This is a genomic window from Streptomyces sp. NBC_01635, from assembly GCF_045209715.1.
In the GTDB taxonomy this organism is placed as follows: Bacteria; Actinomycetota; Actinomycetes; order Streptomycetales; family Streptomycetaceae; genus Streptomyces; species Streptomyces hirsutus.
Genome location: NZ_CP109277.1, coordinates 8,159,435 through 8,173,987, shown reverse-complemented (window position 1 = coordinate 8,173,987; position 14,553 = coordinate 8,159,435). Strand labels below are relative to the sequence as shown.

The 14,553-nt window shown below is 72.4% G+C and carries 7 protein-coding genes and 1 pseudogene; 6 read left to right on the top strand and 2 right to left on the bottom strand.

Going from position 1 to position 14,553, the window contains the following annotated elements; all coding sequences use genetic code 11:
• Positions 1 to 30: 30 nt before the first annotated feature.
• Both OHB56_RS37285 and OHB56_RS37280 read right to left on the bottom strand, forming a co-directional pair.
• Entirely contained in the window at positions 31 to 1,278 is a 1,248-nt protein-coding gene (locus tag OHB56_RS37285) for an activator-dependent family glycosyltransferase (RefSeq protein WP_326756118.1), read from the bottom strand.
• 46 nt (positions 1,279 to 1,324) lie between these two features.
• Entirely contained in the window at positions 1,325 to 1,534 is a 210-nt protein-coding gene (locus tag OHB56_RS37280; RefSeq protein WP_055629155.1) for a ferredoxin, read from the bottom strand.
• A gap of 313 nt (positions 1,535 to 1,847) precedes the next feature.
• On the opposite strand from OHB56_RS37280, the gene OHB56_RS37275 reads away from it, so the two are divergent.
• From OHB56_RS37275 to OHB56_RS37250, 6 genes and pseudogenes are all read left to right on the top strand, one after another.
• On the top strand, positions 1,848 to 3,071 hold the full coding sequence (locus OHB56_RS37275) for a cytochrome P450 (protein ID WP_406358277.1): 1,224 nt from the start codon (positions 1,848 to 1,850) through the stop codon (positions 3,069 to 3,071).
• Positions 3,072 to 3,125: 54 nt separating this feature from the next.
• A complete protein-coding gene (locus OHB56_RS37270) occupies positions 3,126 to 4,346 on the top strand; it encodes a cytochrome P450 (protein WP_055630463.1) in 1,221 nt (406 codons plus the stop codon).
• A gap of 7 nt (positions 4,347 to 4,353) precedes the next feature.
• On the top strand, positions 4,354 to 5,763 hold the full coding sequence (locus tag OHB56_RS37265) for an acyltransferase (RefSeq protein WP_326756116.1): 1,410 nt from the start codon (positions 4,354 to 4,356) through the stop codon (positions 5,761 to 5,763).
• A gap of 250 nt (positions 5,764 to 6,013) precedes the next feature.
• The gene (locus tag OHB56_RS37260; RefSeq protein ID WP_326756115.1) at positions 6,014 to 8,899 is read left to right on the top strand and encodes an AAA family ATPase; all 2,886 of its coding nucleotides are present in this window, start codon (positions 6,014 to 6,016) and stop codon (positions 8,897 to 8,899) included.
• A gap of 617 nt (positions 8,900 to 9,516) precedes the next feature.
• Positions 9,517 to 10,921 (top strand): annotated as a pseudogene (locus tag OHB56_RS37255) (IS1380 family transposase).
• A 349-nt stretch (positions 10,922 to 11,270) separates the two neighbouring features.
• Positions 11,271 to 14,192, top strand: a complete 2,922-nt coding sequence (locus tag OHB56_RS37250; RefSeq protein ID WP_326756114.1) for an AAA family ATPase — start codon at positions 11,271 to 11,273, stop codon at positions 14,190 to 14,192.
• Positions 14,193 to 14,553 lie beyond the last annotated feature (361 nt).

Here is a 14,553-nt window from a genome sequence, read left to right as displayed (position 1 = left end):
GTTGTGGGCGCGGCGACCGCGGTGGGTGGTTCAGCGGGCCGCGGTGAGACGTTCGAGTTCCGGGACGACGGCGTGCGGGGTGGGCATGGCTGCGGACTCGTCGCGCAGCCGGCGTGCGGCGGTGGTGAAGGAGGGTTCCTCCAGGAGGCGCCGGGTGAGGTCCGTGACCCGGTCCGGGTCGGCTTCGGAGTGGTGCAGGAAGAGGCCCGCGCCGTTGTCCTCCAGGCTCCGGCCGCGCAGTTCCTGGTCGGCGACGAGGGTGGACAGGGCGAGCTGCGGCACGGCGTTGACCAGGGCGGTGGAGAAGGTGCCCCAGCCGCCGTGGTGGACCACGGCGGAGCAGGTGGGCAGCAGGGTGCTGAGCGCCACCCCGCTGACGGCGCGGACGTTGGCGGGCAGGTCGTCGAGGTCCTCGGCCTGTTCGGGCATGAGCGCGGCGACGATGTCGGCGTCGAGCCGGGACAGGGCGCTCAGCAGGTCGGCGACGTCCACGTAGTCGCCGCCGTAGGCCTCGGTGTTGGTGCGGCCCAGGGTGACGCAGATCCGGGGCCGCTTGGGCTGTTCGCGCAGCCAGTCCCACTGCACGGCGGTGCCGTTGTAGGGCACGTACCGCATGGAGAGCTGCTTCAGGTCGCTGGCGGGGCGCAGGCTCTGCGGCAGTGTGTCGAGGGTGAACTGGCCGTTGAGCAGTTCCTCGTCGCAGCGCACGCCGTGGGCGCTGCCGCGTTCGTCGATCCAGTCGGCGAGCGGGTCGGCACGCCGGTCCTCGGGCATGTCGAGGGCGAGTTCGACGAAGGTGCGGCGGGCCTGTCCGTAGACGTCGGCGCACCACAGCAGGCGTGCGTGCGCGGCGCCGCAGGCACGGGCGGCGATACCGCCCGCGTAGGCGATGGGGTCGCGGATGATCAGGTCGGGGCGCCAGTCGCGGGCGAGGGCGACGAGGTCGTCGAGGATCGGGTCGTTGTAGCGGGCGAATCCGTAGGGGACGCTGATCGAGTAGCGCTCGACGAGGCTCGCGTGGTCGACGTCGCCGTAGCCGAGGCGGCTCCAGTTGGCGACGTCGGCGTCCTGGGAGTCGCGGGCGACGGCCATCTCGCGGTGCAGGTCGTGGTCGGTGCCGACCGGGGCGGCGACGAGGCCGGCGCCGGTGACGGCGTCGTTCAGGGACGGTGCGTTGGCCATCAGCACCTCGTGCCCGGCGGCCGTCAGGGCCCAGGCCAGCGGCACCATGGTGAAGACGTGCGACTTCTCCGGCAGGCCGGCGAACAGGACGCGCATGGGTTCCTCTCCTCGTCGGGTCCGTGGGGGCGAACCGGGGTGGCGCTCAGGCCGCCCCGCGCCGGTCCTCCGCCACGGAAATGGCGCTCAGCGGGCAGGACTCGGCGGCCTCCCGCACGGCGGGGGCCTGCGCGGCCCCGGGTCGGTCGACGAGCAGCAGGGCCATTCCGTCGTCGTCCTGGTCGAAGACCTCGGGTGCGATGAGGGCGCACTGGCCGGCGCCAATGCACTTGTCATGGTCGATCGTGATGTCCATGCGGGCCTCCTGTGCGCTCGTCGCTTGCGTGGGATGCCGGAGCGAGCCCATCTTGCGGTGCCCGCACCGGGGTTCGGCCGTGCGGCGACCGCTGACTGGGGTTTCCTCCAGAACTTCGCACGCCGCGCCGCACCGGAGGGGTCCTGGCCGCGCCGTCGCGGCCAGGACTCGGTGAATCCCTAGACCTCGCGGCCCGCGCTGGCCCGGCGCGGCGCCCCCGTGCTGGAGTGACCGGGCGATCGGGCAGCCCGGCCGGCGATGCGGAACGCCGCCTGCCGGAGCCGTCGTACGACACCTGCGAAAGGGGACCTGGGTGGCGCAGCAAAGCACCCCGGACACACTCGACCCGGCGCCCGGGGCCAACTCCGCGCCCGAACGCCCGCCGGCCGTGGAGCCGGACGGCGGCGTCGCCCTGCTGGCCTGGGCGGCCCGGATGCGCGAGGAGCAGCCGGCCTGGCGCGACGGCGCCGGTCATGTGCACGTGTTCCGTCACTCGGACGTGCAGCGGATCCTCGCCGATCCCGCGACGTTCTCCTCGGACACCGTGGGCAGGCTGTCGGGCGGTGAGAAGCAGGCTCCGCGCGGCACGCTGCTCCTGCTGGACCCGCCGCTGCACGGCAAGATGCGCCGTCTGGTGAGCAAGGCCTTCACGCCGGGGCTGATCGCCGGTCTCGAGCCGTGGATCACAGAGCTGACCGGGCAGTTGCTGGACGCGGCTCCCGAGGACGCCTTCGACCTGGTGGACACGCTGGCCAACCCGCTGCCGGTGACGGTCATCGCCCGCATGCTGGGGGTCCCGGCCGAGGACCGCGACCGCTTCCAGGGCTGGGCGGACCAGCTGCTGTCCACCGACCCGGAGGACCCGGAGAGCGTGCGCCGGATGGAGGAGACGGCGGTCACCATTTCCGCCTACCTCCAGGGCTTCATCGAGGCCCGGCGCAGGGAGCCGACCGGCGACCTGCTGAGCACCCTGGTCGGCGCCGAGGTCGACGGCGAGCGGCTGGAGGACGAGGACATCGCGAGCTTCGCGACCCTGCTGCTGCTCGCCGGGCACATCACCACCTCGGTGCTCGTGGGCAATGCGCTGCTCTGCCTGGACCGTGACCCCGAACTGCTGGCGAAGGTGCGCGCGGACCGCTCGCTGATCCCGGCGGTGATCGAGGAGACGCTGCGGCTGCGTCCGCCCTTCACCCGGATCGAGCGGGTCACCACCACCGGGACGACCGTCGCCGGAACGGCGGTCGGCCCCGACACGCTGGTCCACCTCTGGCTGCTGTCGGCCAACCGCGACGAGCGGGTCTTCGAGGGCGCCGACGAGTTCCGCGCGGGCCGCTCCAACTCCCGCCAGGCGGCGTTCGGACACGGCATCCACTACTGCATCGGGGCCCCGCTGGCCCGGCTGGAGGGCCGGATCGCGCTGGAGGCCCTGCTCGACCGGTACGACCGCATCGCCGTCGACCCTTCGGTGCGGCTCACCTGGCACGGCACCAACGTCTTCGGCGCACGGCACCTGCCGCTGCGGGTGCACCGCGCGTGAGGCCGGGCCCCACCCCCTACCGACCCTCCCCCACCCTGCCGACGGAGTGACTTCATGAAGCCCAGGCCCGGCCCGCCCGTGATCCCCTCGGAACGCGGAAGGTGCCCGTTCGACCCGCCCGCCGAGTACTCCCGGCTGCGCGCCGAGGAACCGGTCAGTCCCGTGACCTTCCAGGTGGCCCCCAAGGACACCTCGGGCTGGCTGGTGACCCGCCACGACCTGGTCCGGCAGATCCTCGCCGACGACCGCTTCAGCCACCGCAACGAACTGCTGGCGCACGTGGTCGCGCCGCCGTTCCCGATGACCGAGTACGCGCCGCAGCCCTCGCCGCCCGGCTCCTTCGCGAAGATGGACGCCCCCGAGCACACCAAGTACCGGCGGCTGCTGGCCGGCCACTTCACGCTGCGCCGCATCCAGAGCTACGAACCGCAGCTGACGCGGATCGTCGACGGGGCGCTGGAGGCGATGGCCGCGCAGGGCTCCCCCGCCGACCTGGTGACCGACTTCGCGGAGAAGGTCAGTCTGCGCTCGGTGTGTTCGCTGATGGACGTCTCCCCGGAGCTGATGGACGGCATCCAGGAGCACTTCGGCGCGCTGATGACCCTGACGTACACGCTGGAGGAGTTCATCCACCACGTGGAGTCGATGGACGCGCTGATCCGGCCGATGGTGCGGGAGCGGATGGCGCAGCGCGGCGAGGACTTCTTCGGGCGGCTCGCGGCGAGCGGTGAACTGACCGAGGACGAACTGGTCAACCTGGCGGTCCTCACCCTCGGCGGCTCGCTCGACACCACCCCGAACATGCTGGCCCTGAGCACCTTCGCGCTGCTGGAGCACCCGGACCAGCTGGCCCTGCTGCGCGCCCGCCCGGAGCTGTACGAGGCCGGCGCGGTGGACGAGCTCCTGCGGTACCTGACGATCTCGCAGATGGGGTCGAGCCGGTGCGCGCTGGAGGACGTCGAGATCGGCGGCACCACCATCAAGGCCGGTCAGACGGTCGTGCTGTCGCTGCCCGCCGCCAACCGCGACCCGGAGGTCTTCGACGACCCCGACCGGCTGGACGTGACCCGCGTCCCGCGCAAGCACCTCGCCCTGGGCTTCGGCGCGCACCAGTGCCTGGGCCAGCACCTGGCGCGGGCCAGCATGCGCATCGGACTGCGCAGCCTGTTCGAGCGGTTCCCGGCACTGCGGCTGGCGACGCCGGCCGAGGAGGTTCCGCTGCGCGACCGGGCCGTGCACTACGGCGTGGACCAGCTGCTCGTGGCCTGGGACTGAGGCCGCCGTGGCAAGGAGAAGCACCGCCTCGCGGGCGGGGAGGAAGGGCGTACCCGCCTTCCGCACCGTCATCGACAGCCGGGTGGAGCGGGTGCACACCGTGCGCGCCGGGCAGGCGGACGGCCGCCGTGTGCGGCTCACCGGCTACGACCTGCTGACCGGGCCGTGGTACACGCCGCTGACGTTCTTCTACCGCGACACGCTCGACGGCGCGGCGCTGCGCGACTCCCTGGCGCGCACGCTGCGCCGCTACCCGCTGCTGGCCGGGCGCCTGGAGCGGGACGCGGACGGCGGGCTGAGCGTGGTGTGCTCCGACGCGGGCGTGCGGTTCACCGACGCGGCCTGTGCCGACCCGATGCGCGACTACGGCCACGGCCTGCGCGCCCAGCCGGTCATCGGGGACCTGCTGCGCGAGGTGAGTGCCTTCGGTGTCGTGGGCAAGGACACGCCCCTGCTGAAGATCCGGCTGACCCGGATGAGGGGCGGCGGGTCCGTCCTCGGCGTGCTTATCAACCACACCCTGGCGGACGGCGGCAGCACCGTCGCCTTCCTGGAGAGCTGGTCGCGCGAGCACCTCGGGCTGCCGTGGGAGGACCCCTCGCACGACCGCGGTGCACTGGACGCCCTGGGCAGGCCGTCCGCCGACCCCGTCACGCGGGAGGCGCGGGCGTTCGTCGGCGCGGGCCGGATCCGGCATCTGACGACCACACTGCGGGCGGGGATCAACAAGCTCGCCACCGTCACGACGCGCTTCGGGGCCGCGGAACTCGCCGCGCTCAAGGCCGAGGCCCAGCGGACCCTTCAGGAGCCCGGCGCCTGGGTGTCGACGAACGACGCGCTGACCGGCCATCTGTGGCAGGTGCTGGGCGAGTTGCGGAACCGGCCGGCCGAGGCGACGGAGTGGCTCGGGCTGATCGTCGGCGTGCGGCCCCGGCTGGGCGACGCGTTGCCGGCGTCGTACTGGGGCAACTGCGTCAGCAACAGCTGGACTTCGCTCACGGCGGGCCGGCTGCGCGAGTCGTCGCTGGGTTCCCTCGCGCGGGACGTGCGGCGCTGTCTGGAGAGCAACACCGAGGACAAGATCCGCGACGAGATCGCCTTCCTCGACTCCTACCGGCGCAAGGGGGTGTCCCGTCATGTGATGTCGGTACGGGCGCCCGACGTGTCGACGACGTCCGTGTCGGTCAACAACTGGTCGCAGTTCCCGCTGTACCGGATCGACCTGGGCGCGGGACGGCCGTTCTGGTACGAGTTCCCCGACCTTCCGGTGCCGACGGTGCACATCGCGCCCACGCCCGAGGAGGACGGGAGCCGGGATGTGTACCTGTGTCTGCCGGAGTCCGACGCCGCCCTGGTGGACACCCGACTCTGGCGGGAGCGGCTGCACTTGTACAGCGGGTCGCCCACCGGGCCGTGACCGGGTGCGGCCGCTGCGCCGCCGCGCGTCGGTGGGCGGCGCACCGGTCCCGGGCGAGGACGTCCGGGACGAGGTCCCCGCTGCGGGACACGCGTGATCGCGGACTTCCCAGTCGGCTCCGGGTAAGCCAGGATGACGCGTGCAGAAGAGGTGCAGGGCGGGGTGGCGGGTCATCACCGAACCTCCCCCGGCGCCGCGCACAGACGTCCCGCGGGACCACCGCCGGTGCTCCGGGAGGGAGGACAAGGTGATGACCGCTGCGCACGGGAGCAGTCCCCGGGACCGTCGGCCGGAGGGGCCGGGCCCGGAGCTGGTGGAGCGCGAGCGTGAACTCGCCCTCATCGCCCGGCTGCTCCGGAGCACCGCGGCGGGCGAGCCGGCGCTGGTGGTGTTCGAGGGTCCCGACGGCATCGGCAAGACGACCCTGATGAACGCGCTGATGACGCAGGCCCGGGAGCTGCGCCTGCGCGTCGTGCACACGCGCGCCGGGCAGACGGGGCACCGCCTCCCGCTGAGCACCACGCACGCCCTGCTGGCCGGCCTGAGCACGGACGGTTCGGCCGGGCTGCCGCTGACCGCGTGGCCGAGCCCGCCCGGCGGGGCGACGGCCCGGCCCCAGGGGCTGCTCCGCTACGACGTCGGCGCCACGAGCGTCTCGTTCTCGGTCCTGGCCGAACTGCACGAGGTCGTCCGGCGGGCCGCGATGGCCGGTCCGCTGGTGATCGCCGTCGACGACGTCGAGGAGGCCGACCCGGCGTCCCTGCGGTTCCTCGCCCACACCGCGCGGCGTATGACGGGTCTGCCCGTGCTCCTGGCGCTCGCCCGGTCCAGCGGCGCCCACGTGGCGTCCCTGAACGAGGTGGCGGCCCTCCCCCTGTGCCACGTGCTGCGTCCGCGGCCGCTCACCGGCGCCGGCATCGGCCTGCTGACCCGGCGGCTCGTCGGGACGGGGGCGGACTCCGCCTTCCAGGAGTCGGCCCTGGCCGCCACCAACGGCAATCCGCTGATGGTGACCCGGCTGCTCACGGCGCTGCGGGAGGAGGAACTTCCCCTCACGGCCACCCATTTCACGTCGATGGACGAGGACGACGTCCTGGCCTTCCGCCCGCGTGCGCTGCGGCTGCTGCACCGGCAGCCGCGGACCACCGTGCAGGCGGCCCGCGCGCTGGCCGTGCTCGGCGACGGCGCGGCCCCGGAGACGTCCGCCCGGCTGGCCCATCTGGACAGCACCGCCTTCGTCGGCTCGGTGCTGGTCCTGAGCTCCATCGGGTTCGTCACCTCCAACGGCGACGGAACCTGGTCGTTCGCGCACGCCCTGCTGCGCAAGGCCGTGCTCGGTGACATGTCGGGGGAGGAACTCGCCTCCGCGCACCGACGGGCCGCCCGGCTGCTCCACGACAGCGGGGCGAGCGCCGCCGACGTGGCCGAACACCTGCGCCGCGCCGCGACGGCGCCGGAGCCGTGGGCGCGGACGGTGCTGCGGGAGGCGGCCCGCGACGCCATGCTGCGCTCCTCGCCGGACCGGGCGGTGGAACTGCTGCGCCCCTGTGTGCCCGAGGGGAGCGAGGACACGTGCGACCTGGCCCTGCTCGTCGAGCTGGGTGTGGCGGAGACCAGGGTGGACCCCGCGGCGAGCGTCCGCCACCTGACGGCGGCGCTGAAGCGGGCGTCCCGGCCCGGACTGCGGCTGACGGCGTTCGGCGCGCTGACCGAGGCCCTGACGCGCCGGGGGCAGGTGGCCCACGCGGTGGCGCTGCTGGCCCGGTACCGCTCGGACGTGACCGCGCCCTCGTCCGGTGTGGCGAGTCCGCATCTGCTGGAGGCGCAGATGCTGCTCGCGGCCTCGGCGAACCGTGCCGCCTACACCGAACTGCTCGAGACGGTGACCTTCGATGTCTCGCTGCCCGGCGAGACCGCCGAGGAGCGCGCCCTGCTCGCGGCCCGTGCCGTCATCTCCGTCTGCCGCCTGGACCGCGTCGCCGAGTCGGTCGCCGCGGCCCGCACCGTCGCCGACCGCGCCTCGTCGACCACCGACGCCATGCCCTTCCGCTGTGCCGCCGGTCTGGCGTTGCTGTACGCCGACCTGCCGCACGAGGCGGAGCGCGTCTACCGGCAGTTACTGGAGGACACCGACCCGCTGACGGACCGGATCCATCCGAGTCTGCTGGCGTTCAGCGCGATGGCGCACCAGCGCCTCGGAGGACTCGACGAGGCGCTGCGCGCCACCGCGGCGGTGCTGCGGGACGTCGACGTCCCGCGGGCCACCGTGCACCAGGCGCTGCCGCTCGCGGTGCGGCTGCACACCCTTCTCGACCGGGGTGACGTGGCGGAAGCCTCCCTCCTGGAGGCGCAGATACCCGATCCGGTCCAGGACGAGGCGTGGCAGTGGAACGAGGTGCTGTGCGCCCGCGGCCGGCTGCACCTGGCGAAGGACGATCCCAAACGCGCCCTGGCCCACCTCGAGGAGTGCGAGCGCCGGGAGGCGCAGTGGCGGCGCGTCAGTCCGGCCGTGTCGCCCTGGTGGTACTGGGCCGGGAGGGCGCATCTGGCGCTCGGTGACCGCCGTGCGGCCCGCGCGCTGGCCGAGGAGGCCGTCGGCCACGCCCGTGCCGCGCACCTGCCGTGCGCCCTGGGGTCGGGCCTCGGGCTCTGGGCGGAGACGGTCGATGACGACGAACGGCTGCCGCTGCTGGAGGAGGCCGAGCAGGTGCTGGCGGACACGGGGGCGGCGCTGCTGCGGGCACGGGTGCGGGTCGCCCGGGGGCAGATGCTCCACCGGCTCGGATACAACAAGGCCGCCCGCGAGGTCCTGCGTCAGGGCTGGGAGGAGGCGTACACCGTCGGTTCCCGTTCGCTGCACCGGGTCGCCCACCGGGCTCTGCTCGCCACCGGCGCACGGCCCCGCCGTCCCGTCTCGCGGGGCCTGGGGGCGCTGACCCACAGCGAGGCGCAGGTGGCCCGGCTGGCAGCCGACGGCCGGTCCAACGCGTGGATCGCCGAGCGGCTCTTCGTCACACAGCGGACGGTGGAGGTCCACCTGACCTCCGTGTACCGCAAGCTGGGGTTGTCGGGGCGGCGGGAGCTGCGGGACGCCCTGGAGTCGGCGGACGCCGGCACCGCCGCACACGGGACGTGACTGCCGGGGCGGTTGCTGCCCGGAGTTACCGGTGAGTCAATTGTCGTTCCGTGAATTGTCCAACGGTCACTCATGCCGAAAGGGCTGACTTCCAGTCGAACTCGCCGACGGCAATGAGGCACCGAATGAAACCGTTCTCAAAATCCCGTTGAATACTGGAGGAGTGGATTCCGACTCATTTCCGTGACACGGCCTTCACAGGAATGAAGCGCACTTGTTCCCGTTCCGCGGGAACCACGTACGGCCCTCCGCCATCGCCCTCTCGGACCGCCCACCCGGCACGCTGTGTCACTTCGGACCGGGGTCCGGCCGGACGGGCCCGCCCGCGGCGGCGGACACCTCGCCCGTCGCGGTCCCCGTTCCGACGGGCAAGGAACGCAACGCCTCGCAAAGCGATGTGCCTTCGGGCGACTGGCACACAATGTCGTTCCTCCATCGTTCTTTGTCTTCCCTTGCTTGCCCGCCCCTCGCTGTGATCTGCTGACGCTCAAGCTAGCCTCGCGCTTTCACGAGGTGGATGTCCGATGCTTGATCAAATAAGCGGAGAGTGCTCCTGACCTGCAACGATGGGACTTGTCTAGGGTCCTGTTGGCTGCACGGAAAGAAGCACTCTCCAGGTGAAGAAGCGTATCGGGTCGTACCCGCGTGTCCGCATCGAGGGCGGCGGCCGGGCGGTGGTCTCGCAGGCCGGGGGCGTGCTGCTGGTCGAGACCGTCCGCAAGGCCGGCTTGGACACCGCGATATCGGCGGCGCTGACGCCGTGGCGGAAGGCTCGGGCGGTGCACGATCCGGGCAAGATCCTGCTGGACGTGGCCCTGGCGGTCGCGCTGGGCGGGGACTGCCTCGCGGATGTCGGCGTGCTGCAGGCCGAGCCGACCGTGTTCGGACCGGTCGCCTCCGACCCGACGGTCTCTCGCCTCATCGACACCCTCGCCGCCTCCGGGGAGAAGGCCCTGCGGGTCATCCGTGCCGCGCGGGCTGAAGTCCGCGAAAGTGTCTGGCGGTTGGCCGGCCGGACAGCGCCTGATGCGGGCAGGACGGTGACCGTGGACCTCGACGGGGTGCTGGTGATCGCGCACTCGGACAAGGAGGACACCGCACCCACGTGGAAGCGAACCTACGACCACCACCCGCTGATGGGGTTCGTCGACCACGGACCGGGCGGCACCGGTGAACCGGTCGCGGCCCTGCTCAGACCAGGCAATGCGGGATCGAACACGGCGGTCGACCACATCACCGTCGCCCAACTGGCCCTGGTCCAGCTGCCGAAGAAGTACCGGCGCGGGCGCCGGACCCTGATCCGCACCGACTCCGCGGGCGGCACCCACGACTTCGTCGCCTGGCTCGCTCAGCGGGGACGGTGGCTGTCCTACTCGGTCGGCATGGTGATCACCGAGGCGATCCATCAGCATGTGCTGAAGGTTCCGGCATCGGCCTGGACGGCGGCCGTCGAGACCGGCGGCGAGATCCGCGACGGCGCCTGGGTCGCCGAACTCACCGGCGACGTCCTGGACGGCTGGCCCAAGGGCATGCGGTTGATCGTCCGCAAGGAACGACCGCACCCCGGGGCCCAATTGCGGCTCACGGATGCGGACGGCATGCGGCTGACCTGTTTCGCCACCAACACCGCCGACCGTCCGATCGCCGAGCTCGAGCTCCGTCACCGGCTGCGGGCCCGGGCCGAGGACCGCATCCGGGCCGCCCGGGCCACCGGGCTGCGGAACCTGCCTCTGCACCGCACCGCCCAGAACCGGATCTGGCTGGAGATCGTGCAGATCGCTCTCGACCTGCTGGCTGGGGGTGCCCCCGGACGAAGTCTGGGGGAGGATGCCGATGCTCGCGCTGACCGGCAAGGCCAGGCTCTGGGAGCCCCGCCGACTGCGGCTCCGTCTGTTCACCGCGGCCGGACAGCTCGTGACCACCGGCCGTCGGCGAATCCTCCGCCTGGCCCGGCACTGGCCCTGGACCGGTCACATCACCGCCGCCCTCGACCGGCTCACCCAACTGCCCGACCCTGGCTGACCAACGGATTCCCCGTTTCTTCGACAGCACCTCAACACCCGGAACAGTGGAACCCGGCGCCATCCCGAGGCGACACTCGGATCTTCGGTCTGCACAGCCTCAGCCCACGGCACGAAAACGGTCCACCGACTCCGTCGGCGGACCGTCACGAAACTTCGAGGCTAGCTTTCAGGGAACTCTGATTGCACCTGCGGGAGTTCATCCGGCATGAGCGAATCCAAGAATTTTCCTCGCCCCGCCCGAGCGACGGGCGCTGCCTCCCTCGCCGCGCCCCGTCGCCGGCAGCCGACCGGCCTTCCCGGCCCGCGGCACCGGTAGCACGTCGGCAGCCGAGCAGAACACCGCGCACATGAGGGGAAGTACCACCACCGTGTTACTGGAACGCGAATCGGCACTGGCCGAGGCCGCCGCCGCGCTGCGCCGCGCCGAAGGCGGGCAGGGTTCGTCGCTGGTCGTCCAGGGGCCCATGGGGGTGGGCCGCTCGGCGTTCCTCGACGCCCTGTCCACACTCACCCGCGAACAGGGGTTCCTGCTGCTCAGGGCCCAGGCCTCGGCGGCCGAGGAGTGGTTCCGGCTGGGCGTGGTCCGGCAGTTGGTGGACTCCTTGCGGGCCGTCGTGCCGCCCGAGGACTTCGTCGGGTGGCTGCGGAAGGCCGCCGCCTCGCTCCCCGGCGGCACGTGGACCGCGATCCCGACGGACGATCCGGTCACGCCGCTCCCTCCGTGGTCCGCGCTCACCTGGCAGCAGGTCCCCCGCTGGCTGGCTGGACTCCTCGGCTCCATCACCGAGGCGCGGCCCGTGGTCCTCATGGTGGACGACCTCCAGTGGGCGGACACCGAGTCCCTGCAGGCCCTCGCGCTGCCTCTCGCGCAGCGCGCGCGATGGCCGATCCTCTTCGTGTTCTCTGTGCTCCCCGGCGACGTGCGCGGCAACCAGCAGCACGTGCGCGACCTGCTCACCCCTTGGCTGGGCGCGCCGGGACCGTCCGCCGCCGAGGTCCCCCACGCGTGCGCCCGGCCTCCCCACCACCGGACGCTGGAGCTGTCCGCTCTCGGCGCCGACAGCATCCGCCTGCTGGTGGAGCAGACCTTCCGGGAGCCGACGGACGCGGTGTTCGTGGAGACCGTGTCGGCGCGTTCCGGAGGCAATCCCCTGCTACTGCGGACGGTGCTGGACGAGGCGCACTATCTGCGGCTGCGCCCCACGGCGGCGCACGCCGCCGTCGCCGCGACCTTGCGCCCGGAGCGCGTGCGCCAGCGTCTCGAGGCGTTCTTCCGCTCGCAGCCGGACCATGTGCGCCGGGCCGCCCACGCCCTGACCGTGCTCGGCACGGCCGCGGACGCCCCGTTCGTGGCGCACCTCGCCGAACTCGACGACCTGGGTCTGACGGAGTCGATCGACGTGCTGCGCCGCGCAGGCCTGGTCGACCCGCGCCACTTCCGGCTCACCGCGGGGACGGTGCTGCGGGACCTGCTCGAGGAGAGCATGCCCGCCGAGGAGCGCACCGCCATGCGCGGGGTCGCGGCGGAACTGCTGCACCGCACCGGCCATCCGGCGGAACTCGCCGCGGAGCAGCTGATGGGGGCGATCAGCCTGCACGGTCCGGAGGCGGTGCGGATCCTGCGGACCGCCGCGGACAGCGCCCTGCGCCGCGGTTCGCCCCGGGACGCGGCGCGTTATCTGCGACGGGCCCTGCTGGACCCCTCCCTCTCGGGACGCGACAGGGCCCTGCTGCTGATCGACCTCGCCACCGCCGAGCGCAGCTTCGCGACCGCGGCCTCGCTGCGGCACGTGGTGGAAGCGGTCCCGCTCCTCGACTCCGTGCGGGAGCGCGCCGACGCCATCGCGCGGCTGGGACCGTTGCAGATGGACCCGCCCGCCTTCCGCATCGACACCATCCGGGCCGCCGTCGCCGAGGAGCTGGGCCACGCGGGCACCGAGGACTGGGTGGAACGCGAACTGGCCCTGCGGCTGGAGGCGCGCGAGCACATCCTGTCGGCGCAGGACCCCGAGCACATCCAGCGCGCGCTGCGCCGTTTCCGTGCGCTGGGGCCGTCGCCCCGGCTCGCCACCACGGGGGAACGGGAGCTGGTCACGTCCCTGATGCACATCGCGTTCGTCGCCAACACCGTCCCCGCGGAGCAGCTGACGGGACTGTGCACCCGGCTTCTGGAGCAGGAACCCCCCACCCCCGAGCACGTCCACACCACCGTGCCGCTGGCGGTCAACATCCTCGCCGGGACCGGGCAGGTGGAGGGCGCGGCCAACTGGCTCCGTGAGGCCAACAGGCTGGCACAGCGCCGGGGCGGTGACGTGGAGCAGGCCGTCATCCACTGCGAGCAGGCCCTGGTCGCGCTCGCCGACGGGCAACGGGCCTACGCCCAGGAGAAGATCATCCAGGCCGACGCCCTCGCGGGCCCGGAGACCAGCGGACTACCGACCGTGTGCGCGGCCGTTCTCGCGATCGTCGCCATGAACACCGGCCGGCCGGAGCTGGCGGAGCAGATCCTCACGCAGCACCGACTGCACACCGAGAACCAGCATCTGGCCGCGCTGCTGCACGCCGCGCGCGGCTCGCTGGCGGCCCGGCGCGACGAACCGCGGACCGCGCTCGACCACTTCCGGACGGCGGGCCGGCACACCGAGCGGATCGGCTGGCTCAACCCGGTCGTCCTGCCGTGGTCCTCGTGCGTCGCCCTCATGCACCACCGCCTCGGCGAACCCGAGGAGGCACTGGCCGCCGCGGAACTGGAGGTGGGCCGCTACCGCGCCTGGGGCTCCGACAGCTGGCTCGGCCGCTCCCTGATCGTCCTGGGCCGGGTCACCCCCGGACGACGGGGCACCGAGGTGCTCGAAGAGGCCGTCGCACTGCTGGAGAAGGGCAACAACGCCTACGACCTGTGCCGGGCCCTGTATGCACTGGCCACCCGCCCTGAAACGGGGCGAAGCCGGAGTTCCTCCGCCCTCGAACGGGCACAGCAGCTGATCGAGGAGCACGACATCCCGGAGCCGGCCGCATGGATACGCGGCAAACAAGCCAAGAAAGCAGGGAAATCCGGCACGTCCGGCAACCGGCTCACCCCGTCGGAGCGCAAGGTCACCCGGCTCGCCGCGACCGGCCTCAGCAACTCGGAAATCTCCAGTCAACTGGGCACGTCGTCACGCATGGTGGAGAAACACCTCACCAACGCGTACCGCAAGCTCGGAATTCGGGGACGTCCCGAACTGCGCCCCGCGCTCAAGAAGCTCGACGGAGAACAGCGGTCGTGAACCGGGCACCAACCGGGCACCGCACCGCGGGGATTCGGGCACTGTGCACGAGGAAACGGACACGCGCCCGTTGCATTCCGGTGGCGCGCGGCATCGCCCGCACCGCTCCGGGGTTTCGGAGCCGACATCGAGGCGTGACGGGGCCGTCACCTGACCAACTGGCCGCTCAGGAACGGGTGATGACCGTCGGCGGTGCCCTCTCCGCATCGCCCACGACCGCACCACCGAACCACCGAACCACAGTGTTTTGGCGCCAAGCAAAAGTTTGCTTGACCCGTCTGCGAGCCCATTCCTAGTCTCGACCGCAGGTGCTCAAAGGCGCTCCTGACGGGTCACCGACCAAGGCTGCCGACACGGCAAG